This window comes from Sutcliffiella horikoshii, from assembly GCF_002157855.1.
Taxonomy (GTDB): domain Bacteria; phylum Bacillota; class Bacilli; order Bacillales; family Bacillaceae_I; genus Sutcliffiella_A; species Sutcliffiella_A horikoshii_C.
Genome location: NZ_CP020880.1, coordinates 1,200,766 through 1,222,712, shown reverse-complemented (window position 1 = coordinate 1,222,712; position 21,947 = coordinate 1,200,766). Strand labels below are relative to the sequence as shown.

Here is a 21,947-nt window from a genome sequence, read left to right as displayed (position 1 = left end):
TTTAACTATCTTACTTCATATACGAGTTTTAGGTTAAATATGTTTCAACAAAACGAATTTAATTATTTGTGTTACCACCGCTGTTCCTTTCCGCGAGACGGTGCTTGAGCCTCCTCGCAACGCTTCAGGGGTCTCAATCTACCGTTACTCCCCCGCTGGAGTCTTTGCCATTTGCTCCAATCCACAGCTAGAAATAACTAGAAGAAAAAATTTATGGTGTTCCGTTAACTCATTTAGAGTTTTTTTAAAAACCTTGGTCAATGGAGTAACCTCGTTGATTGTAGTGGAAGGCGCGTAGACACCCGCGGGAGGAAGGGACAGGGGAGACCCCGCAGGCGAAGACGAGGAGGCTCCCGGACCGCCCGCAGGCAAGCGAAGCGCCTGAAACGGAAATCAACGGATTATACAATTTCTTATCAAAAAAAACACCCAAGCAGCCTTGAGTGTTTTCTACAGGTTATAACGAAGCAATCTTGCGTTTTACCACACCTTGTACATATAAGAAGGCAAAAATGATCCCGCCAACCAACACAACCACTACTTCCACCCATGTAGCTACAAAAACTAATAAAGCAGCAAGGATAATGGTTTGTGAAATGAGGATAACCGTAATCATTTTAGTAAAAGCAAGGATGCGATGCTTTTCTTGAACAGGATAGATCGACAACCAGAGTTTATTGTAGTGATGGCGCCACATCGGAATTAGCTGAAAGCCCGTCAAATATAGCACAAGTACAGGCACTAGATATGTCGCGTACCCAACAGGAAGTGTCAGAAGCAAAACAGCTCCGATAATCAATAACCTCAGATATAGTCCAAAATAATCGCCCGAACGCAAAAATGTCCGTAAGTATAGATAATCAAATGCTTTGTCTTTCGCATAAGGAGTCCACGACAGAACGACATCCAACCATTTTCTTCTTTTCACTTTTTCCTTTAGCCCTGGTACATCAACGAAAAGATTGGCTACTCGATAAAAAAGCTGCATCCGTTTGGTTTCGTTTTCTATCAAAAGGTCCCATTTCCAATTCATTTTCTTGGTCGCGTTTTGAAAATAAATCAGCAAAAGCAGCATCATTACCACTACTATACCGATAAACAGCAGACTCGCTTCAGAAAATACGAGATAAAGCAGGCCGAAGTTTAAAGCAAGCCTGACCCACCAATCCACTAGCCTCACCTTTTTATCTGTATAGAAGTTGATGAGCCATGTCATCCACAGGTTCCAGGATTTCATTCCCAATAACAAAAGAAGCACGGATATCAACGTTTGAAGCGTTGCATCTGTCAGTGTAAAGAAAAGCGGAACAGAAACACCAAATACAAGTAATAGAAAATAACTTTCTAATAGGATGGAATATAAAAACGACTTTTTGATGTAAGGCTTTAATTTTTCTTCCAATGGAAGCAAAAACACAAGGTCCGGATCCTTTAGAAATGTATGAATGCTCCCCCTAGTCATAAGAAGGGCCAAAACTGTTCCCATGAGTAACGCATACGGAAAATCAGGCGGGACCACCTCTAACCAGTTTTGATAAGCAAGGGCAAGGCCGCTTAGCAAAAAAATCATCACGATCACAAGATGGTCATTGAACATATAGCGTAAATATCTTCTCGTATCCTTTATATATTGACTGAATCTGGCTTGCCAGAGCTGATCGACATTAAACATTGCTCTCTTCCTTTGTCAGTTGAATATAGAGGTCATCAAGCGAAGCCATCGGCATCTTGAACTGTACCCTAAGCTCTTCCAACGTTCCTTTTGCCCGCACTTCCCCTTCATGTAAGATAACGAATGAATCGCAGTATCTTTCTGCTGTCGCGAGGATATGCGTGGACATAAGGATGCCTGCTCCACTCTTTTTCACTTTATCCATCATTTCTAACAAGGAATGGATGGCAAGCGGATCTAAACCGACAAAAGGTTCGTCGACGATATAGAGCTTCGGTTCAATCAGAAAAGCAGCTAAAATCATGACCTTCTGCTTCATCCCTTTTGAAAAATGTGCAGGAAACCACTTGAGACGCTTTTCCATACGGAACTCTTTTAATAACGGGTGCAATCGTTCTTCAAATGTTTCTTTTGATAACCCATACGCCATCGCAGTTAGTTCTAGGTGTTCATACAGTGTCAATTCATCATATAGAATCGGTGTTTCAGGAATGAATGTAAAAGTAGAGCGATACTTTGTCGTATCCTCTTGAATGGAAATTCCATTAATCTTGATAGACCCTTTCTTCGGCTCCATCGTTCCGATTACGTGCTTGATCGTCGTACTCTTCCCTGCACCATTAAGGCCAATCAACCCCACCAACTCGCCAGCCTTCACACCAAACGAAACATCCCTCAACACAGCCTGATTCGTATAACCACCAGTCAACCCACTAATCTCCAATAAACTCACATCAACCTACCCTTTCTGCCAACCATATTATGTATTGAATATAGCTACTACATGGAGGGCGAAAATCCTTTAAGGGTCTGACCCCTTTTCAAAATTTAATCCTCCTGTAACATTAGCGAAATAAAAAAATTCATATTTAAATTTTACCATAACATAATTTAAACGAAAGTGCGCATCATATGTAGGGAAGGGGACAGAGGGGCACTTAGACAAGCCTTTGGTTTACTTCTTTGTAGATGAGGTGACTGTCAAAGACAGTGTTGCTTTGTTCTAGATAAGGTTAAACTTTTTCTCTCGTCGTTGTGGGACTTAACCGACTGCAACCACACGATCATCTGTAACGTAACTCCGATTGATAAAGAAATGAGGTGCTTACGGGCGACACTTTACTCTGAAGTCGTAACCTGTGATTGATTCATTCTGAAAATGAGGTGTTCGTTAAAGAGACTTTAAGTCGATAGCCGCGTTACTAAAGTTGTAAAACTCAGTAACAAGGGGATGATTGTTTTGAACAGGAAAGCTGACAATTAGACACATTTTATAAATCAGATGAGGTGTTTATCAAACACAGTTATTTGAACGCTAAAATGATGTTTGTAAGCTTCTCCTTATTCAGATAGAGAAGCTTGTTGCCTCTCGTCCCTTTCTTCACAAGCAGGAGCTTTTGCTCTTGCTTGTTTATTTTGCCTGCACAACATATTAGGATACTTGTCCAAAACATGGTAAAATAGATAAAACTAAAGTCCAGAGGTGAAACAGATGAGTGATTGCATTTTCTGCAAGATTATTGATGGCGACATCCCTGCTGCCAAGGTTTACGAAGACGAACATGTTCTGGCTTTTCTTGATATCAGCCAGGTAACAAAAGGACATACATTAGTCATTCCGAAAGTACATAAAGAGAACATTTACGAACTAACACCTGAGATAGCCGAGAACCTTTTTAAAGTGGTTCCAAAGATCGCCAATTCGATTAAAGAGCAATTTGAACCGATTGGGCTGAACCTTTTAAATAATAATGGAGAAGCTGCCGGTCAATCGGTCTTCCATTATCATCTTCATATTCTCCCTCGCTACGGCAAAGGAGACGGTTTTGGAGCAGTGTGGAAGTCAAATCAGAGCGATTACACTTCGCAAGATCTGCAAGAAATCGCAACTAAAATTAATCAAGGTATTAAATAACAATCAAAAGACGTGCCCTCCTAAAGGTGCACGTCTTTTTCTATTCAAAACGACCTTTTCATCTCTCCAATGGAAAGGATGGTTTCCGCTGCTTTCCAGTCAGGATGATCAAATGTATAAGTGCATTCGGCCTGTAAAAAATCTTCTATAAAATCACGATAGCTCCTGTCCCATCTTAATAAGTGAATAAATTCTTCACGGGTTCCTTTATGGTCAACTGCCAGCTTTAACTCGTTTAGCATTTCACTTTGCCATACAGCCTGTAGCGGACTGTTACCGGAAATATCCTTGAATCTGCGCATCTCACCGTTCCACAATAGGGCGCGCGGCTCATAATAGGCATAGACATTCCCAAAGACTTCTCCAGTGTCCAAACGTACCTTTTTTCCCTCATGAACTCTAAGCTCATATCCTTTTTCAGTGGAATTGATCAATTCCAGCTGTTTTTTATCCATAAACGTCAACCACACTTCAGAAACTGCCCCCTTTACAGGAGATATGACTGCAGGGAGAGAACCATACGGTGCCAAAAATGGTGCATAAACAATATCAGAATCTGTCACCGTACCTTTTAAGCAAAGCATAAAATCATCTTCTTCTGGGCGCAAACGGAATTTGTATTGCAACTGTGCTAAACAAACATTCGAGCCATAAGCGACGACGGGTACCTTTGAATCAAACCGCCCCTCCTTAAAAAACTCCTCCACTTTTTTTACATGCGTACTTTGAAATGCCAAGCTTCCAAGCACATGATCGACATTGGTAAAGTGAATAGCCTGTTGCTCAACCGGCACCCCTTTCTCCGCATCCATACGATGAGCCCTTCCTTTCCAAAATAAAAAAGAAGACCCAAGTCTTGGACCAGGATAAATATCCGGATGATCATATGGACTAACATCAAAAGGCTTATGTTCTTCGTACATATTCATTACTCCTAACTTTTTTCGAAATCTTTCATGTATTCTAACACAATCCATGATAGGATATATATTAATATTTTCAGATTACTTTAGGAGGGTAATAGGATGAAGCGTGTTTATAATTTTAATGCAGGGCCGGCAGCACTTCCAAAACAAGTGCTGCACCGCGCCCAAGAGGAATTATTGGATTTCCAAGATACTGGTATGTCTGTTATGGAGTTAAGTCACCGGAGCAAAGAATACGAAAAGGTGCACCAGAAAGCAGCTACACTTCTACAGGAGCTTTTGCAGATTCCCAACGACTATGAAATTCTCTTCATGCAAGGTGGTGCAAGTCTGCAATTCTCAGCCATTCCTTTAAACTTTCTTCCATCGGATAAGACAGCTAATTATAGCCTGTCCGGTTCATGGTCTGAAAAAGCGTTAAAAGAAGCACAAAAAATAGGCTCAACCCATACTTCTTCCACCGCAAAGGAAACAGGGTATTCTACTATACCTTCTCAATTGACACTCTCGACAGACGCAGCTTATTTGCATATTACGAGCAACAACACCATTTTCGGAACACAATGGTGGGAGTTCCCATCCACTCCTTCGTACATACCATTAATTGCTGATATGTCGAGTGATATCTTAAGCAGAACAATAAATGTAGAAGATTTCTCCCTTATCTATGCAGGAGCCCAGAAAAACCTTGGGCCGTCTGGTGTTACTGTTGTGATAATAAAAAAAGAACTGTTAGAGCAATGTCCTAGCAATATCCCAACAATGCTGAACTACCAAACACACGCGAAAAATAAATCTCTATACAATACACCTCCAACCTTTTCCATCTATATGCTTTCCCTTGTATTGGATTGGGTGGCAGAACAAGGTGGCATTGAAGCAATGGAGAGGATTAATAAGGAGAAAGCAGAACTGCTATATGAAACTATTGACCAGAGTGAAGGTTTTTATATCGGTCATGCCGAAAAAGATGCAAGATCGCACATGAATGTTACGTTCAACCTCCCTTCTGAAGAGCTTACATCTAATTTTCTAATACAGGCGAAAGAGGAAGGTTTTGTAGGCCTTGGAGGTCACAGAATGGTCGGAGGCTGCAGAGCTTCTATTTATAATGCCGTACCATTGGAATCCTGTCAGGCATTAGCGGATTTCATGAAAAGCTTCCAAGCCAAAAATAGGTAAAATCATGCTTTCCTCTTTTCAAAAGGGGGAAACTTTTATATACTAGTATCTATTAATTCGCATTAGACAACGAGTGTACTAATGGAGTTAAAAAAGACCAGATTAGTTGAGGAGAGATGAGAAATGAATACAAAGACTTTAGTATCACTAGCTTTATTAGTAGGAATCGGTGCCGTTCTGCACACAGTTGTACCGGGGGTCATTCTCGGTATGAAGCCAGACTTAGCGTTAACGATGATGTTTTTAGGTATCATGCTGTTTCCAGAAAAGAAAAATGTATTGTTATTAGGTGTCGTGACAGGATTAATTTCCGCCATGACCACCACTTTTCCAGCCGGTCAGATCCCAAATATCATTGATAAGCCGATTACAGCATTTTTGTTCTTCTTCTTGCTTCTTGCATTGAAGAAACTGGACAAACCACTAGTTAAAGCAGGAATTTTAACCGTTATCGGTACCCTCATTTCAGGAGCGATCTTCCTTTTTAGCGCCCTGACACTAGTAGGATTGCCAGGCGGAGAATCTTTTGCATTCTTCTTCGTTACAGCCGTATTGCCAGCTGTCGCATTGAATGCAACAGTCATGATCATTATCTATCCAATTGTAACGAGCATTGCTAAACGCTCAAATCTAATACCTGCAACATAAGCCAGAGGGCAAATTCCAAGTCAGGAATTTGCCCTCTTCTTACTTTTAAAATAAATTTATACAACCCATGTCACTAATATCGCTAATAAAAATATGACCCCACCAGCACCTCCAACAGTTATTGCCCTCTGCTGCAACACTCTCCTCGGCGGATATACCCCTGCCCGTTGCGCGGCCAAAAAGTAATTTCCACCACCAAACAACATCACGATACTTATGATAAATAACACAGATGTTATACCTGGCACAAAGCCCGCCCCCTTTTTACCATAAATATGCCGTTCCCTCTTTTCTTATGAAACAAGTATACCTAGTTAAAGTTTCGATTAAATATAAACTTGTTATTTGGAAACAATAAAGCATAAGACAGTATCTTATTTAGAACTCGTCCAGAAAAGATTCAGTAAAAAAAGGATTTTTTTAATAAATGTTGAATTATATAATAATCTTAGGGTATTGAACTATATTTACATAACTTTATAGAGGAGTGATTACTATGAATGGGAAATCATTCATTTACGGAGTTTTAATAGGTGGAACAATTGCCGGTGTCTCCGCTCTGCTTACAACTGCAGAATCTGGAGCTTCCAGAAGAGCGAAAATAAAGTCAACTGCTCAATCTATTCAGCTGACGATTGAAGATTTGAAACAAGAGGCAATTCATATTAAGGACCAAGTAACACAAGCCATGGAAGAGGGAAAAGCAACAGTCGGAAATATTGCAGAAGAGATCAAGGTTTCAGTAGATCTTTGGCAAAATTCGATTAAACCTCATCAAGAATCCATTCAACAAGACATCGCAAACCTGCAGGAAGAATTAGAAAATCTAGAAAAAAAGCTAGCAAAAAACACTGCCGAATAAAAAATTTTAATTTTTTGTAAATTTAGACCTTTATTAATTTTTATTTTATTGTCATAATAGATAGTAATATATTAGAAAAAAGTAGGTGAGTTTGTGAATACACAGAATGGACAGTATTCATTAAAAGAAGCTATGCTCTTCAGCCAACGTGTTGCCCAGCTGAGTAAAGCACTTTGGAAGACCATCGAGAAAGATTGGCAACAATGGATAAAACCATATGACTTAAATATTAACGAGCACCATATTCTATGGATTGCTTATCATTTAAAAGGTGCCAGTATTTCCGAGATTGCCAAGTTTGGAGTAATGCATGTATCGACTGCGTTCAACTTTTCTAAGAAACTGGAAGAGAGAGAACTGCTTCGTTTTTCTAAAAAGGAAAACGATAAGCGAAACACGTATATTGAACTAACGGAAAAAGGCGAACAGATTCTTTTAGAATTGATGGAAACCTATGATCCTAGTAAAAACTCAGTATTCAGCGGGGCTTTGCCGATGCATGACTTATATGGAAAATTCCCCGAGCTGTTGGACATCATGTGCGTGATCCGTAATGTTTACGGGGAAGATTTTATGCAAATATTTGAGCGTTCCTTTAATAATATTGAAGAAGATTTTGTAGAAGTAGACGGGAAGCTTTCCAAAAAAGAGGAAGTGCTTGAAGAAAAAAATGAAAGCGTTACTTCTTCTTGATAAGCTTTTGGAATGCCTCCATCAACTGGACATAATGGCCTTGTGTCCGTAAGGCGGCAATGGTCTCCTCCAAAGGCAGTTGTGGAGGTAGTGCTTGTCTGAATTGTATAAGAAGCGGAGAGAATGTAACAAATCCTTCCGCTTTTGTTTTTCCATCTCTTTGCTCAAGTCTTCACATAATTGATATAGAGCCTGCACTTCTCTCCTGCTCAATTTACCTTTTATGATCAAATAATCCCAAGGAAATGTTGAACGGTCCATTTGTTTTAATAAAAGTTCCATGTAGAACTCCAAGGTTGCAAGTCTTTCTTCCACTATACTCAGTCCTCACTGTTGCAAATTCTTATCGCAAGTCTCAAAGTTTTTCCTCACTTTTCTACTTATTTTACAACAATTCCTTACACTTACCAATATTTAGATGGATACATAAAAAAATAAATTACATTCACCTATTGATTTTTTCATTAAAAAAGCTTACATTAATTTAGTAATTTTCATTACGACTAGCAATTACGGTAGGTGACGCAACTATGAACTGTTGGAAATCCATTGATATTTCGAGACAATATGGACTCCATCGCATAACACTTATTTCGTTTATCATCACTTTACTTTCGTTTATTGTATTCTTTCTGTCTTTTAGCCTAATGTTCCATGACACAGCTGTCTCATCTGACAATTTTGGATGGTTCATCCTTGGCCTTCTGGGAATGTTCACCATGCACAAACTATGTCATGTTCTTCCGCTAATCGCGACAAAAAACCAAGTAAAACTTAAATGGAAATTCAAGTGCTATATGCCTTATATGAAAATAAAAACAAAAAAGCCTTTTACAAAAATTCAATCTTATGCTGTTTTATTGGCTCCTTTTGCCATCATTACTTCAGCATGCATCTTACTTGCACATATTTTCCCAAGCTACTATCATTACTTTTCTATGCTTGCGGCGGTAAATCTTGGTCTATGCATTCCAGATTTCCTATATATTAAGCTTATCCAACATGCTCCAAGCAAATGCCAAATTGAAGAATTGGAAAACGGTTATGATATCTTAATAGTCAATGAGAAAGAAATAGCGTCCTAGAAATTTTTTCATAATTTCAGGATGCTTTTTCATTTTTTTGTAAAAGATTCGGACTATCACAGTATCTTTTTCTCATAAACTTTGGTAAGGTAGAAGGCATAAGTATATATTCCGCAGTTAGTTTAAAGCAAGCCACAAAGGAGGGATCTTATGGCTATCGCATTTCTATTTGTTTGGGTGGCTGTATTTATACTCTTCTACATAAACAAATTAACGAATGCTTTATGCGTTCAGAAGGAAATACCGGAGGATCGTCAGCCGAAAGTTTTCCGAACCATAAATGTACTTATTACCATTCTATTAATTTCTTCTTATGTAGATATCTTGCTAAGCTCCAAATAATAAATCAGCACAAAAAACACCTTCCATGTAAACATGGAAGGTGTTTTTGTGGAGTAAGGGCATTGCCTAACCCCAAGGTCTAGCTTAGTATAACCAAGCTGCACCTACGATTACTAACAGGATAAATAATACTACGATTAACGCAAATCCGCCGGAATGTCCACCTGACATTTTAGTTCCTCCTTTTTTATTAAAAATGTATTTAGTACAACCAAGCTGCACCTACGATTACCAACAAGATAAACAATACTACGATTAACGCGAAGCCACCTGCATACGCATTACTCATCTTAGTAACACCTCCTTTATGAGTTGTTACGATATCTTATGCAACAATTTCTTAGGAGGCATAGGCGTTTATCCTGCCTCTAAGGTTTTTTACATCAAATCCTGGGACAACAAAGTGTGTTAATGTTTTCATGATTCCATTTATCATATGTAAAAGGTTTAAAATTGGAATGGACGATTACCTATTTTTTTAAAAAAGCTCCCATAAGATAAACCAAGCTCGTCATTTTTAGTTGCTTGGTTAAGCACCGCTGTTCCTTTCCGCAAATGGCTTCGCTTTCCGCGGGACGGTGCTTGAGCCTCCTCGCTGCGCTGTGGGGTCTCAACCTACCGTTACTCACCCGCTGGAGTCTCCGCCATTTGCTCCAATCCACAGCTGAAAAACACATAAAAGATACGTTAATGCTTATCCATTTAATAAAGTAAAATTGCTTTGCTTTATAAAACATTGTGTGAGTGAAGTCACCTAGTTGATTGAAGTGGAAGGCGCGCAGACGCCCGCGGGAGGAAGGGACAGGTAAGACCCCGCAACGAAGTGAGGAGGCTTACGGACCGCCCGCAGGCAAGCGAAGCGCCTGGAACGGAAATCAACTGTATAAAGCTTTCCGCGTAAATATGCCGGCTTTAAAGTATTGTCAAATAATTTCATTAAATTTGTAGAATATGCTATAGTATTGATTGGAACGTTTTACTACATATGGGAGTGACTTAAATGAAAAAATGGATGATTGCCTTAGGTGCAACCGCTTCAATTCTTGCACTGACTGCCTGTAACAATGACAAAGCCGATAATTCTGAGGTGATAGCTGAAACCTCTGCAGGTAATATTACACAGGACGAGCTATATGAAGCCATGAAGGACCGTTTTGGCGAAGAGGTTCTTCGGGAATTGGTATATGATAAAGTCTTAAGTGAAAAATACGAGGTTACAGATGAAGAAGTACAAGAACGATTAGATGAGTTGAAACAACAACTTGGACCTCAATTTGATTCTGCAATGGCTCAGAGCGGTTTCAAAAATGAAGAGCAGCTAAGCCAAACTTTGCGTATATCCATGCTGCAGGAAAAAGCAGCAATGGAAAGTGTGGAAGTTACAGACGAGGAAATTCAGAAATATTATGATGAGATGAAGCCTGAAATACGTGCAAGCCATATTCTTGTAGCAGACGAAGAAACAGCGAATGAAGTGAAGAAAAAGCTAGATGAGGGTGCTGATTTTGCGGAACTTGCAACAGAATATTCAACAGACACAGGTTCAGCCCAAAATGGCGGAGATCTTGACTGGTTCGGAGCTGGTGCCATGCTTCCAGAATTCGAAGAGGCAGCTTATAGCCTCGAAGTAAATGAGATCAGCGAGCCTGTAGAAAGCATGTACGGCTTCCATATTATTAAAGTAACAGATAAGAAGGATAAAGAACCTTTTGAAGACATGAAAGCGGAATTGAAAGAAGAAGTTCTCTTATCGAAGGTGAACGAAGAAGCTTCCGTTGACACTGCCGTTCAAAAAGAACTGGACAATGCCAATATAAAAGTGAAAGATTCCAACCTCAAAAATACATTTGAAAAAGAGCAGGAAACAGAAGAAGAAAGCTAAAAAGGAAGCGGATCCCCGCTTCCTTTTTCTATACGTTTACAACTTGTTTTTTCTCTCTTTCCTCTTGAATCCTATCCATATATACTTGTCCTTCTTTTTCAATGATCGCTTCTTCTACCTCTTTTTCTTCTTTTGCAGACCTTAACGTCATATATGCACTGAATACAATTCCGATAACGATCAACAGCATCCACCATGGCATAAAAAAGCCCCCCCTTCTCTTTCATATGTGCTACTAATTTATACATATGATAGAGTATGGGGGGCTATTACTTAATTATGAAAAGTAGGTTTATAGAAGTTTCTGTTGTCCATTGCAAAAATTCTTTCCGTGTACTCTCCAGGTTTAACGCGTTCTAGTGCACGATCTAGCATATTCATTTTCGCATCAATATTGTCGATATAATGGAGGATTTCCGCTTCTTTTATAAGCGGCAGCTTCGGGCTGCCCCACTCCAGTTTACCATGATGACTTAGAACCAAGTGTTGAAGAACCATGATTTCTTCTCCTTCAATTCCAAGCTCCTCTGCCGCTTTTCCGATTTCATTAACCATAATCGAAATATGGCCGATTAAGTTCCCTTCAATCGTGTAACTTGTGGATACAGGTCCGGACAGTTCCGTAACCTTACCTAAGTCATGAAGAATGACGCCTGCATAGAGAAGGTCCTTATCTAGTGAAGGATATAAGCTGGCTATGGCTTTAGCAAGGTCTAGCATGGAGACGACATGATAGGCCAAACCGGATACAAATTCGTGGTGATTCTTTGTTGCTGCTGGATATTGCAGAAATTCATTTTGATGCTTTTTCAGCAGGTGCCTTGTGATTCTTTGTATATTGGGATTCTTCATTTCAAAGATAGCCTGTGTTATTTTATCCATCATCTGTTCTTGGCTTAATGGCGCAGTTTCAATCAGATCAGAGACATTGACGTTCTCATGGTCTTCTTTTGGCTTGATTTTGCGGATCTTCAATTGATTACGGCCACGATAATGGTGGATGTCACCAAGCACTCTTACAATGCTTTGTGGTGTGTAGAGCTCTTCATCATCTGATGAAGCATCCCACAGTTTTGCTTCTATCTCACCGCTTTTGTCTTGAAATATTAACGTTAGAAAAGGTTTTCCGTTGCTTGCTATTCCTTTTGTTGCTGTTTTAATTAATAAGTGAACATCTACTTGTTCTCCCACTTCAAAGTGGAGGATACCTTTTTTCATCTGTTCCTTCCCCCTGTCGTTTTGATTCTTGACGACGCAGTTGATTTCTGCAAATGGCTTTGCTTTCCTAGGGGCTGACGAGAGCCTCCTCGGCTACGCCTGAGGGGTCTCCACCTAGCGCTATCTCCCTCAGGAGTCTTCGCCTTTTGCTCCAATCAACTGCTATGAACCACAATAACTCTGAATATTTTTTTCTTATGAAGATACTTCTATTTTATGGGCTCTTTTGGAGATCCATAGTTTGGTGACGATTAGTCCAAATAGCATAATGCATGCTCCGAATAGATATGGAATATGTATGTTTATCTCAAAGAAGATGCCTGCCAATATTGGACCTGCTACATTTCCTAAGCTTAAGAATGAATTATTGAGCCCCATCACAAGGCCCTGTCTGTTCCCTGCAAGTTTAGATATGAAGGAATTTAAAGATGGTCTTAACAAAGAATTCCCTAAGAAGAATATGCAGGTGGTTAATAGTACGGTTGTAAAATTTGTTGCGAGTGTCATTAACACAAAACCGAATGAACTGATTAAGAGAGCACTTGTAACCACTCTTTCCTCTCCGAACCGTTTAGTCATCCTGCCAACTAGAACGCCTTGGACAACCGTTCCAACCAAGCCGACAATTAAGATGATTAACCCGACTTCACTTGGGTTATAGTTGTATCGTTCCATTGTGTAGTACCCAAAAATGGATTGGAAATTAGCTAAACCGAAACTCATGATGAATACAAGAATCAGCAAAAAACCTACAGGGCTTTTGAGAGCCTTATACATCGTTACAAACTGATTGTCCCTTTTTTCTCCTGCTGAATCTTGAGCATCCGTTTCTCTGCTATGCTTAGGATATGATTCTGGCAAAATAATTACGGAAAGTATTCCCGCTATGGTCGCAGCCACACCTGCCACTAAAAATGGCAGAGACAGGTCATATTCGGCAAGCCAGCCGCCAAGTCCAGGACCAACAACGATACCAAGGCCCATCGCAGCTCCCATTATCCCCATGCCTTGACCTCTTTTTTCAGAAGAAGTGACATCAGAAACATAAGCCATTGCAGTAGGCATAAGTGCTGAGCCAAAGGTACCCGCTAGTATACGAGATAGAAAAAGCATCCATAGGCCGCTTGCGTATGCAAAAATAAACTCGGCAATAGCAAAACCGAAAAGCCCGATTGTGATCAGAGGCTTTCTTCCAATTTTATCGGAGAGCCTACCCCAAACAGGGGCAAGAAGGAATTGCATAAACGCAAACACGGCAACAAGCAAGCCTAATGTCCTTGCGTCGGCACCAAACTTATCGATATAAAACGGGAGAATTGGAATAACCAACCCAATTCCTACCATGACGATAAATAGATTAAAGCTCAATAGTATTAATGGTGCTCTATTATTTTTTATCACACGTTCACTCATTTTCGTTATCCTTTCAACATGCTTCTCTTTACCTCTCTAAGCATAGCACTTGTCTATTCCTTTCGGCAATGGATGAACCAAATTCATCGCTTGATGGTTGCTTCTCCTACCTTCATTGTGTCAATAGAGCAAATTCGGTTGTTTGGTTCACTTGCCAATTTTTCTTTAATATGGTGATGACAAGTAAAGAAAAGGAATTGATAACCTTGGAGTGCAAGTCTGTTTATCAACTTAATAGCAAGATTTGTTCTATGATGATCGAAATTGACAAAACTGTCATCCATCAAGAATGGCAGTTTTTGTTCATCACTCCATACTTGGGCAACGGCAACACGAATGGATATATACAACTGCTCAACCGTTGCCTGACTTAATTCCTTAGGTTCAAATTTCGTCCCGTCTGCATGCTGTACCATAAGCGTTCTTTCATTTTGCTCATCAAGTAATCTGATATAATTTCCTTTTGTGAGGAATTGAAAGTTATCAGAAGCATAATGAAGTACTTTTGGAAGCTTCACTGTCCGGTAGTAATCCATTGTTTTGCCTAGAAGATGAGATGCTGTGGCATGGATTGCCCACTTTCTTGCATGCTCCTGCAACTTGCTTTTAGATAGTTCGAATTGTTGCACAGCTTCAGAGTATGTTCCCGCTTCCTCCAAGAGACGAATGGTCTCTTTTGTTGCTGTTCTATTTTCAACAAGCTGACTCAGTTTTTCTTTAATGGACTTAAGCGTTTCTTCCAGCTCAATCTTCCTCGAATTCCACATATCCATCGACTTTCTTTCCGTAAGTCTCAGCTGATAGGAATTCTCCATTTGGGCCAACTGATTTTTTAGGAGGATTATCTCCTTCTCAAGCTCTGTTTTTTCAATGTTCTGTTGATTCTTTTGACGAAAGGATTCCTCATTGTTTACTTCTGCTTGCTCATACAGATTTTGAATCTGCTTTTGTGCTTCAAGTACATGATGGGACAAGCCGTCCATTTCTTCTTTTAATTCGCCTATTTGTTCTTGAATACGTTGTTTCCTTTTCTTCTTTTCCACGTTTTCTTCCACACTAACACGTAATTGTGTAAATACTTCTTCAATAGATATTCGCGTATCGTTTTCAATGTGTCCTTCTATAAGAGTTTCTAACTTATTCTTAAACGTGTCCACTACTGTTTGAAAGTGTTTTTGTCTTTCGACTAGCTCTTTTTTGTCTGCTATAGCAACTTTCAGTTGTACCACTTTGTCGTAGGCTTCCTCCATAAAGGGAGGTGAGATTTGCTCGAGTGAAAGTGATGAGGTCCATTTATGCCATTGATCTTGAAAGGAAAAATTCTTTCCTTCCCACTCTTCAAATTGCTTAATAATTCTATTGTATGTCCGATCGCATTGGGAAAGGAGGAGTTGTTCTTTCTGCAGAAGCTGCATTACTTGTTCGTTCTTCGCCAGCGCTTTTTGATACTCTTCCATTTTCCCGTAATTTTCATTGGAATAAAGCTTCCCTCTTAATAATTCCAGCTTATTTTCCATCTCTTCTTTTTCAATCAATAGCTCATTGCGACTATTAGTTTGTTTAGTTTTCCTATTAATCATAAAAGATAGAATGAAAAACAAGATTAAGCATAGCAGAGAAGGTATAAGCTGGCCTTGCATATAGAAATAAGCGGCACCGGCAATTCCCATTAAAAGACTGGCAACTGCGATTTGCTTACTTTTTTTAATCTCATTTTGGTTATTCTTTTTCTGAACATCAAGCTGCTTTTTCAACTGATTTAGTAGTTGCTCATTAAGATGGATTTCTTTATGCAACGTGTCCATACTATCTACTTCTACTAGTTCCTTCATTTTTATCACTTCATGGTTTGGTAGCTGTTCTTGCTCTAAGTCTTTCACCCGTTCTTCCTGGGCTTCAAGTTCCTCTTTTGCCTGTTGAAACTGTTCATCTAAGCGCTGTTTCTGAATGTGGAGTTCATGATGGGCTTTTAAAAGTTCTCGCAAAGATCCTTTTGATGCCAAACTGGTATGTATGGCTTCTAACTCCTGATCTGTTTTATCATGCCATGCAAGATCTTGCTTCCACCCTTCTATTCGCTTTTGCAACTGCACTATTTCAGTAGCTAGCAGGGACAATTGTTCCTTTGCCTGTTGATAGGTCGGCAGTATGTTTACTAGAGCATTTATGGATTCCTCATTTCCAAGAATCTTTTCATTAACCTTTATTTGTACGAATTCCCGCTCTTTTTCATGTAAATCTTTTGCCGTTTTTTCTAGTTTTGATTGATAGAATACTGCCTCTGTCTGCCATTTCTCCAACCTTGAAAGACCATCTTGCGGAAATGATTCAAAGTTACCAAATTCTGCTATTTGTAATTGAAGGATCTCTAATCTATTCACTAATGGCTGAATGGTAAGCATTGCTTCTGTTTGTTTTATTTTTTTCTCTGTATCTTCTTTAGCAATGAGTGATTCCTTCCATTCATTATCATATTGATCTAAATCCTTCTGCAGGCGGTCATATTGACCCATCTTTTCTTTCCATTTCAGGACATTTTGTTCTTCTTCTTTTAAGGAAGTTAACAATCTATTAATGACTGGCTTCCTGCCATTTGGCTTAAAGCGTTCTTCCTGTTCTTTAGTTAACTCACGTGATAATTTATGGAGCTGCTCACTCCCCATCAGTCCTGAAGAGAACAAGTAACTGCCTAGTTGCTCAGAATCTATGAGCTGCAGATTTTGGATGTCCATTATATTAAAGGAGAAGATCCCTTTATACATCGTTTTATCAAGACCGCCTAGCACCTCGTTCAAATCGCAAGGATTGCCTTGCTCATCTTGAACAGTGACATCACCAGAGGATCTACCTGCGACTCGTTCAACGGTGATTTTTCTTTGATCATCCGTTTCGACAACCAACTTACCGCCGTATTTAAAGCCTTTTTTGGGAACGTAGCGCAGATCTTGTTGATTTTTCGCAGGGAATCCAAAAAGAATAGCTTGAATGAAGGCCATCACCGTAGATTTCCCTGCTTCATTCTCTCCGTAGATGACTTGGATGTTTGGTGATAGATTTTCCATTACCACGTTCTCTAGTTTTCCAAATCCATAGATATGTAAGCTCGTAATTTTCAACCTATTCACCTCTTCTCACTTTCCAAGAATTTACTGACAAGCCATCGTTCTGCTTCTTCCACTATCTCTTTCTGTTCTTCCTCATCCCAGGAGTCCATATAGCGGTTTGCTTCAGAATGACGTAATAAAGGAGCCAATGCTTCCCTCACGTCGATTTGATCTACCATGGTATAAAAATCCTTATAAAATGTTTTATCCTGCAAGTCTTCTTTTGAATAAGTTAACGCTGTTTGGACACGCAACGAATATAGATATACAAAGGAAAACTTATTCTCTTCCCCCTCATTTAAAAGGAGTTGAAGTTCTTCTTGATGACTTTCATCTTGGAGAAAACCATGCAGGTCTCCGTTTCCAGTATAGGTAAGTCGAAGTAATTTCCCCTTCCCATCCAACCTTATGGCCTCCACTGCTTGTTTTGTTTCGTCCATAAGTTGGTCCACCGTTTGTATCCCGTTAATGGGAATCTTGAGCTCTTCCCAATGTATGGCGGATGTTTCTATATATTGCAGCTTAGGGGTACCATCTTCAAAGAGTTCCACCAAATAGCAGCCTTTGTCGCCTTGTTCCTTTTTATGGCGCCCTTGGATATTCCCCGGATAGACGATAGGAGGTTGATGACGGAGAATTTCACGTTTATGTATATGGCCAAGCGCCCAGTAATGAAACTCTTTGTCAAGAAGATCAGATATGGAAAAAGGTGCGTAAGGATCATGCTCTTCCCTTCCTGAGAGATTGCCGTGAAGCATCCCAATGTGAAAAGGCACCTTCTTGTTTACTATCTGATAATATCCGGTCATGTTTTTGGTCATATGCCTTTGCTTGTAGCTGAATCCGTATATGCAGGCTAACTCTTCTTGGCCTTTTAAAAATGGCTTGCATTCCACATCTTCCGTAAAAATATGTACATTGTCCGGGTATTTAAAAAGTATGTGGTTATCTGTAAGGTAATCATGATTTCCATGGATGATATACACTTGAATTCCGGCTTCATTCAGTCGCATGAATTCTTTTCTTAGTGTCGCTTGGGCAATTAAGCTTCTTTGCTCTAGATCGAAGAGATCTCCTGCCAATAAAATAAAATCTACTTGATAATCGATAGCAGCGTTTATCAATGATGTTAGAGATTGGAATGTACTTTTTCTAATCTGATTAAATATCTTTTGGGGAAGATGGCTAAGCCCTTTAAATGGGCTGTCTAAATGTAGATCTGCAGCATGTATGAAGCGAATTTTTTTCAATCTGGATTCAACCTCTTCTCTCATCGTGTTTACCTTATTTTATCACGAATGAAATGCGAATGCACGTTCGGTATTGGTATAAAGTAGGCAAAAAACACCCCGCCCTTAGCAGAAAACATTGGTTAGTGGATAATCACCGCTGTTCCTTTCCGCAAATGGCTTCGCTTTCCGCGGGACGGTGCTTGAGCCTCCTCACAACGCTTCAGGGGTCTCAACCAACCGTTACTCCCCCGCTGGAGTCTTTGCCATTTGCTCCAATCGACAGCTAGATATTACGTAAACGATACGTAAATGCTTATTCAGTTAACTCGGTTAAGTGCTGTTTCATAAACCCCTCAAATAAATGAAGCCATCTTGTTGATTGGAGTGGAAGGCGCGAAGACGCCCGCGGGAGGAAGGGACAGGTAAGACCCCGCAGGCGCAAGCCGAGGAGGCTTACGGACCGCCCGCAGGCAAGCGAAGCGCCTGGAACGGAAATCAACAGGATTTTATACTTTCTCAAAAAAAAACATGCGGAACTTTTGAAAAAAGTCCCACATGATAGTTTACTTGTTTTTTGTCAGTTGTAATGCTTTCTTAATATCTTTCAGTGAAGATGATTTACCGTACATCAAAACTCCCCCACGGTACACTTTTGCTCCAAATATGGCCAACAACATAATGGTTGCAACCAATATGCCAATGGAGAGGCTGATTTCCCAAATCGGAACATTCAACATTCCTACCCGCAAGAACATAATCATTGGTGCAAAAAACGGAATGAATGACGTTACTTGAATGAAAGAGTTATCTGGGTTACCAAGCCCGAACATGGAAATCATAAATCCTGCCACTATTAATAAAGTCATTGGCATAATCATCTGCTGGATTTCTTCAATCCTGCTAACAAGCGAGCCCAAGAAAGCGGCAAACGTTGCATATAGGAAATATCCTAGCAAGAAGAAGACGATGGCGTACACAAACGTCGCTACAGGTAGATCGCCGACACCGAAAAATTCAAATACTCCGCCGGCTTCCGTCATACCATCTAAATTTCTGCTTAATGATGAATAGCCGACAAGGATCCAGAATGCCAGTTGCGTTAAACTTAATAAGGCAATTCCAAGGATTTTTCCAAACATATGCATAATGGGAGATGCAGACGAAATCAGTATTTCCATGACGCGAGAAGATTTCTCTACTGCGACTTCCGTTGCAATCATACTTGCATAAAGAATGACAGAAAAATAGATAACAAACAGTAATACATAAACCAATCCACGTGCCTGGTTCAACTCTTCTGCAGACTTTGCAGATTCTTCTAATGCTACGACATCAAAATTAATAGGCGTATAAAGTTGAGCGATTTCTTCTTGCGACAACCCCAGTTGACTTGTTGCCAACTCATTTTTCACTTGTTGAAGCATCACTTCCACTTGTGTCATCGTTTCTGAATCAGTGATGGAAGCGGCTTTATACACACCAGATGGTAAACCATTCTGGTCTGTTGAAAGCACAAGAAGCCCGTCATATTCTCCCTCAGTTACTTTACTTTCAGCTTCTGACTCTTCTGATACTACTTCAAGATTCAAATTGCTATTGGGGTTTGTTGCTAGTTGCTGCTCTAACAATGGTGCTATAGTGCCCTCTTCATCTATTACTGCTACTATCTTGTCTTCCTGTTTATCAAAAACATCAATGATAGACTGAATGTTTGTCACACCAACGATAAGTAGCGTTGTTATCAAAGTAGAAATAATGAATGATTTAGATTTCAGTTTACTCATGTAGGTGTGCATTAAGATAATCAAAAATTTATTCATGGTAAGAAGCACCCACCTTTTCTATGAAAATATCATTCAAGGACGGCTCTTCCAAGATAAACTTGCGGATATAGCCTTTACCTGTAATTTGTTGCAGCAAGGTCTGAGATACATCCTCATCTTCCACTTGAAGAATCATGCCTTCCGCTGTCTGCTTTGTTTTGGTCACTCCCGCTACATTGGATAAATACCCTAAATCAAAATCAGCATGAATGATGACATTCTTTTTCCCAAATGAACGCTTAATGTCCCTAAGAGAACCGTGCACGACAGGTTGACCATGATGCATAATGCATAAATGCTCACAAAGCTCTTCTACATGTTCCATCCGGTGACTGGAAAAGACGATGGAAGTCCCTTGCTTTTTCAGATCCACTACCGCCTCTTTCAAAAGTTCTACATTTAACGGATCCAGGCCGCTGAAAGGTTCATCTAATATGAGCAATTTCGGGTTATGAATGGTGGACGCAATAAACTGGATTTTTTGTTGATTTCCTTTTGAAAGCTCTTCTACTTTTTTGTTAAGATACTGTGGTACTTTGAAGCGCTTTAACCAATAGTCCAGCTGCTTTAAAATCTCCGCCTTCTCCATTCCTCGCAATCTGCCCAAATAGATCATCTGGTCCTTTACCGTCAATTTCGGATAAAGACCTCTTTCTTCCGGCAAGTATCCTACCAGGTGACTTTCTTTATATGTAATTGGTTTTCCAGCCCAAGAAACTTTGCCTTCTGTAGGCTCCAATAATCCAAGTACCATTCTGAAAGTAGTTGTTTTCCCTGCTCCATTTGCACCTAAGAACCCAAACATTTCACTTTCCGGTATTTCCAAGGTCAAATTATTAACTGCCACATGCTTGCCAAACCTTTTGGTTACACCATCTATCTGTAATGCCATGACGTTATCCCTCCTATGTTTTACACTACCTATACGATTGAAAATCTAAATAGTTTCATAGTACTTTTACATTTCAAGAAACTTTTAGTAAAATAAATGTAATGAATGAATATTCATTTTACAGACACGGAGGGGACACTCATGGGGAAATATACGTTAACCGTTTTCAGTAAAAGCGGTGAAACATTACTGGATGAAAGTTTTGAAGCCGCAACCGAAAAAGAAGCGAAAGCATTAGGAGAAAAGAAATTAGAAGAATTGAACTATCTCGACACTACACACCGTTGCACAAACGCAAGCGGAAAGCTAGTTTTATTTCACAGATAACTAATGAGCGCATGGAGATAAAGGGTTACGTCTCCATGCGTTTTTTGTTCCAATATCTATGGAAAGCAAAAGAGGTGAAGACAACCATTCCCATGATCACAGAGCAAGATAATAGCAGTTGTGTAGGCGTTAAGTCTAGAAACTTTGCCAGGGAAACCGAATAGGCGAGGACAAAAGAAGTCATAAGTTTTGATAAGGACGCTATCACAATAAACCTTTTAAACGAAACAGCTCCGATTCCAGCCCCAACACAAATAATTTCATCAGGCAGAACAGGAATGATAAATAAGAGTGCAAGAATGACCGTCTCCTTTTTCCTGACATATTCTTGATATCGTGTTAAATGCTTTTCTTTCACCAGTTTAGAAGCCACTTTCATACCGCCATATCTTGCAATAAAGAACATAATGATAATGCCTGTCAATGTACCGGAAAAACCAAGATAGAACGAAGTAGATGCCCCCAAAGCCACGCTCCCCGCAGGAATGGTCACCGCCTCCGGAAGAGGTAAAATAATCGGTTGAGCCAAACACAGCATGAAAAAGAGAAATTTAGCCATAGAACCATATTCTAATAGTAAATTCTCCAGTCCCTTATATTCTGCCATTACCATAAATTTGCTTATATAATAAACCAGCAAAACAAGTATTATGAGTCCTATCCCCGTTATCGGCTTTTTGCCAGTTTCCATTATATGCACACAACCCACTCCGTTTTTCTCTGATGATATT

The 21,947-nt window shown here is 39.7% G+C and carries 23 protein-coding genes and 1 pseudogene; 9 read left to right on the top strand and 15 right to left on the bottom strand.

The genetic code is table 11. The features are described from left to right. Nucleotides 1–457: 457 nt before the first annotated feature. On the bottom strand, nucleotides 458–1,672 hold the full coding sequence (locus tag B4U37_RS06445; protein WP_088017562.1) for an ABC transporter permease: 1,215 nt from the start codon (nucleotides 1,670–1,672) through the stop codon (nucleotides 458–460). Beyond that, complete coding sequence (locus tag B4U37_RS06440) at nucleotides 1,665–2,405, bottom strand: ABC transporter ATP-binding protein (protein ID WP_088017561.1); 741 nt, start codon at nucleotides 2,403–2,405, stop codon at nucleotides 1,665–1,667. The genes B4U37_RS06445 and B4U37_RS06440 overlap by 8 nt, the downstream gene beginning before the upstream one ends. 759 nt (nucleotides 2,406–3,164) lie before the next feature. On the opposite strand from B4U37_RS06440, the gene B4U37_RS06435 reads away from it, so the two are divergent. After that, complete coding sequence (locus tag B4U37_RS06435) at nucleotides 3,165–3,587, top strand: HIT family protein (RefSeq protein WP_088017560.1); 423 nt, start codon at nucleotides 3,165–3,167, stop codon at nucleotides 3,585–3,587. A 44-nt stretch (nucleotides 3,588–3,631) separates the two neighbouring features. Here B4U37_RS06435 and B4U37_RS06430 read toward each other — a convergent pair whose 3' ends face one another. Continuing rightward, nucleotides 3,632–4,510, bottom strand: a complete 879-nt coding sequence (locus B4U37_RS06430; protein ID WP_088017559.1) for a hypothetical protein — start codon at nucleotides 4,508–4,510, stop codon at nucleotides 3,632–3,634. 102 nt (nucleotides 4,511–4,612) lie between these two features. Here B4U37_RS06430 and serC point away from each other — a divergent pair, with 102 nt between their 5' ends. After that, nucleotides 4,613–5,695: a 3-phosphoserine/phosphohydroxythreonine transaminase gene (serC, locus tag B4U37_RS06425; protein ID WP_088017558.1), complete on the top strand. Its 1,083-nt coding sequence runs from the start codon at nucleotides 4,613–4,615 to the stop codon at nucleotides 5,693–5,695. 123 nt (nucleotides 5,696–5,818) lie between these two features. Then, complete coding sequence (locus B4U37_RS06420; protein WP_088017557.1) at nucleotides 5,819–6,343, top strand: tryptophan transporter; 525 nt, start codon at nucleotides 5,819–5,821, stop codon at nucleotides 6,341–6,343. Between the two features lie 56 nt (nucleotides 6,344–6,399). Here B4U37_RS06420 and yhzF read toward each other — a convergent pair whose 3' ends face one another. Then, complete coding sequence (gene yhzF / locus B4U37_RS06415) at nucleotides 6,400–6,591, bottom strand: membrane protein YhzF (protein WP_088017556.1); 192 nt, start codon at nucleotides 6,589–6,591, stop codon at nucleotides 6,400–6,402. A gap of 248 nt (nucleotides 6,592–6,839) precedes the next feature. Between yhzF and B4U37_RS06410 the strand changes: the two genes are divergently transcribed. Next, nucleotides 6,840–7,205 (top strand): YtxH domain-containing protein, encoded by a 366-nt coding sequence (locus B4U37_RS06410; RefSeq protein ID WP_088017555.1) that lies wholly within the window; start codon nucleotides 6,840–6,842, stop codon nucleotides 7,203–7,205. 132 nt (nucleotides 7,206–7,337) lie between these two features. Further along, nucleotides 7,338–7,898 carry an HTH-type transcriptional regulator Hpr gene (locus B4U37_RS06405; RefSeq protein WP_050780633.1) on the top strand — a complete coding sequence of 187 codons (561 nt, stop codon included), beginning with the start codon at nucleotides 7,338–7,340 and terminating at the stop codon, nucleotides 7,896–7,898. Here B4U37_RS06405 and B4U37_RS06400 read toward each other — a convergent pair. Continuing rightward, nucleotides 7,885–8,159 (bottom strand): annotated as a pseudogene (locus B4U37_RS06400) (DUF1878 family protein). The gene B4U37_RS06405 and the pseudogene B4U37_RS06400 sit on opposite strands and share 14 nt — an antisense overlap. Nucleotides 8,160–8,428: 269 nt before the next feature. Here B4U37_RS06400 and B4U37_RS06395 point away from each other — a divergent pair. Further along, nucleotides 8,429–8,983: a DUF3267 domain-containing protein gene (locus B4U37_RS06395; protein WP_088017554.1), complete on the top strand. Its 555-nt coding sequence runs from the start codon at nucleotides 8,429–8,431 to the stop codon at nucleotides 8,981–8,983. Nucleotides 8,984–9,133: 150 nt separating this feature from the next. Continuing rightward, nucleotides 9,134–9,325, top strand: coding sequence for a hypothetical protein (locus B4U37_RS06390; RefSeq protein ID WP_010192281.1), 192 nt, complete (start codon nucleotides 9,134–9,136; stop codon nucleotides 9,323–9,325). Nucleotides 9,326–9,409: 84 nt separating this feature from the next. Here the strand turns inward: B4U37_RS06390 and B4U37_RS06385 are convergent, their stop codons facing one another. Together B4U37_RS06385 and B4U37_RS06380 are read right to left on the bottom strand one after the other, a co-directional pair. Then, the gene (locus B4U37_RS06385) at nucleotides 9,410–9,496 is read right to left on the bottom strand and encodes a YjcZ family sporulation protein (protein WP_082153634.1); all 87 of its coding nucleotides are present in this window, start codon (nucleotides 9,494–9,496) and stop codon (nucleotides 9,410–9,412) included. 31 nt (nucleotides 9,497–9,527) lie between these two features. Further along, nucleotides 9,528–9,614, bottom strand: coding sequence for a YjcZ family sporulation protein (locus tag B4U37_RS06380; RefSeq protein ID WP_060665297.1), 87 nt, complete (start codon nucleotides 9,612–9,614; stop codon nucleotides 9,528–9,530). Nucleotides 9,615–10,325: 711 nt separating this feature from the next. On the opposite strand from B4U37_RS06380, the gene B4U37_RS06370 reads away from it, so the two are divergent. After that, nucleotides 10,326–11,207, top strand: coding sequence for a peptidylprolyl isomerase (locus B4U37_RS06370; protein ID WP_088017552.1), 882 nt, complete (start codon nucleotides 10,326–10,328; stop codon nucleotides 11,205–11,207). Between the two features lie 28 nt (nucleotides 11,208–11,235). On the opposite strand, the gene B4U37_RS06365 is transcribed toward B4U37_RS06370, so the two are convergent. The 7 genes from B4U37_RS06365 to B4U37_RS06330 all read right to left on the bottom strand — a co-directional run bounded on the left by B4U37_RS06365 (nucleotide 11,236) and on the right by B4U37_RS06330 (nucleotide 20,889). After that, on the bottom strand, nucleotides 11,236–11,409 hold the full coding sequence (locus B4U37_RS06365; RefSeq protein ID WP_010198295.1) for a sporulation YhaL family protein: 174 nt from the start codon (nucleotides 11,407–11,409) through the stop codon (nucleotides 11,236–11,238). A 71-nt stretch (nucleotides 11,410–11,480) separates the two neighbouring features. Further along, on the bottom strand, nucleotides 11,481–12,425 hold the full coding sequence (yhaM, locus tag B4U37_RS06360) for a 3'-5' exoribonuclease YhaM (protein WP_088017551.1): 945 nt from the start codon (nucleotides 12,423–12,425) through the stop codon (nucleotides 11,481–11,483). A gap of 195 nt (nucleotides 12,426–12,620) precedes the next feature. Next, entirely contained in the window at nucleotides 12,621–13,838 is a 1,218-nt protein-coding gene (locus B4U37_RS06355; protein ID WP_088017550.1) for an MFS transporter, read from the bottom strand. Nucleotides 13,839–13,921: 83 nt separating this feature from the next. Beyond that, nucleotides 13,922–16,954, bottom strand: coding sequence for an ATP-binding protein (locus B4U37_RS06350; protein WP_157663728.1), 3,033 nt, complete (start codon nucleotides 16,952–16,954; stop codon nucleotides 13,922–13,924). Nucleotides 16,955–16,959: 5 nt separating this feature from the next. Then, nucleotides 16,960–18,192 (bottom strand): metallophosphoesterase family protein, encoded by a 1,233-nt coding sequence (locus B4U37_RS06345; protein ID WP_157663727.1) that lies wholly within the window; start codon nucleotides 18,190–18,192, stop codon nucleotides 16,960–16,962. A gap of 545 nt (nucleotides 18,193–18,737) precedes the next feature. Next, nucleotides 18,738–19,994 (bottom strand): ABC transporter permease, encoded by a 1,257-nt coding sequence (locus tag B4U37_RS06335; RefSeq protein WP_088017546.1) that lies wholly within the window; start codon nucleotides 19,992–19,994, stop codon nucleotides 18,738–18,740. Continuing rightward, nucleotides 19,987–20,889, bottom strand: a complete 903-nt coding sequence (locus tag B4U37_RS06330; protein ID WP_088017545.1) for an ABC transporter ATP-binding protein — start codon at nucleotides 20,887–20,889, stop codon at nucleotides 19,987–19,989. Before B4U37_RS06330 ends, B4U37_RS06335 begins: the two co-directional genes overlap by 8 nt. Nucleotides 20,890–21,030: 141 nt before the next feature. Between B4U37_RS06330 and B4U37_RS06325 the strand changes: the two genes are divergently transcribed. After that, nucleotides 21,031–21,216 carry a YhzD family protein gene (locus tag B4U37_RS06325; protein WP_010198317.1) on the top strand — a complete coding sequence of 62 codons (186 nt, stop codon included), beginning with the start codon at nucleotides 21,031–21,033 and terminating at the stop codon, nucleotides 21,214–21,216. Nucleotides 21,217–21,241: 25 nt separating this feature from the next. Here B4U37_RS06325 and B4U37_RS06320 read toward each other — a convergent pair whose 3' ends face one another. Next, nucleotides 21,242–21,907 carry a TVP38/TMEM64 family protein gene (locus tag B4U37_RS06320; protein ID WP_245840063.1) on the bottom strand — a complete coding sequence of 222 codons (666 nt, stop codon included), beginning with the start codon at nucleotides 21,905–21,907 and terminating at the stop codon, nucleotides 21,242–21,244. Between the last annotated feature and the right edge of the window lie 40 nt (nucleotides 21,908–21,947).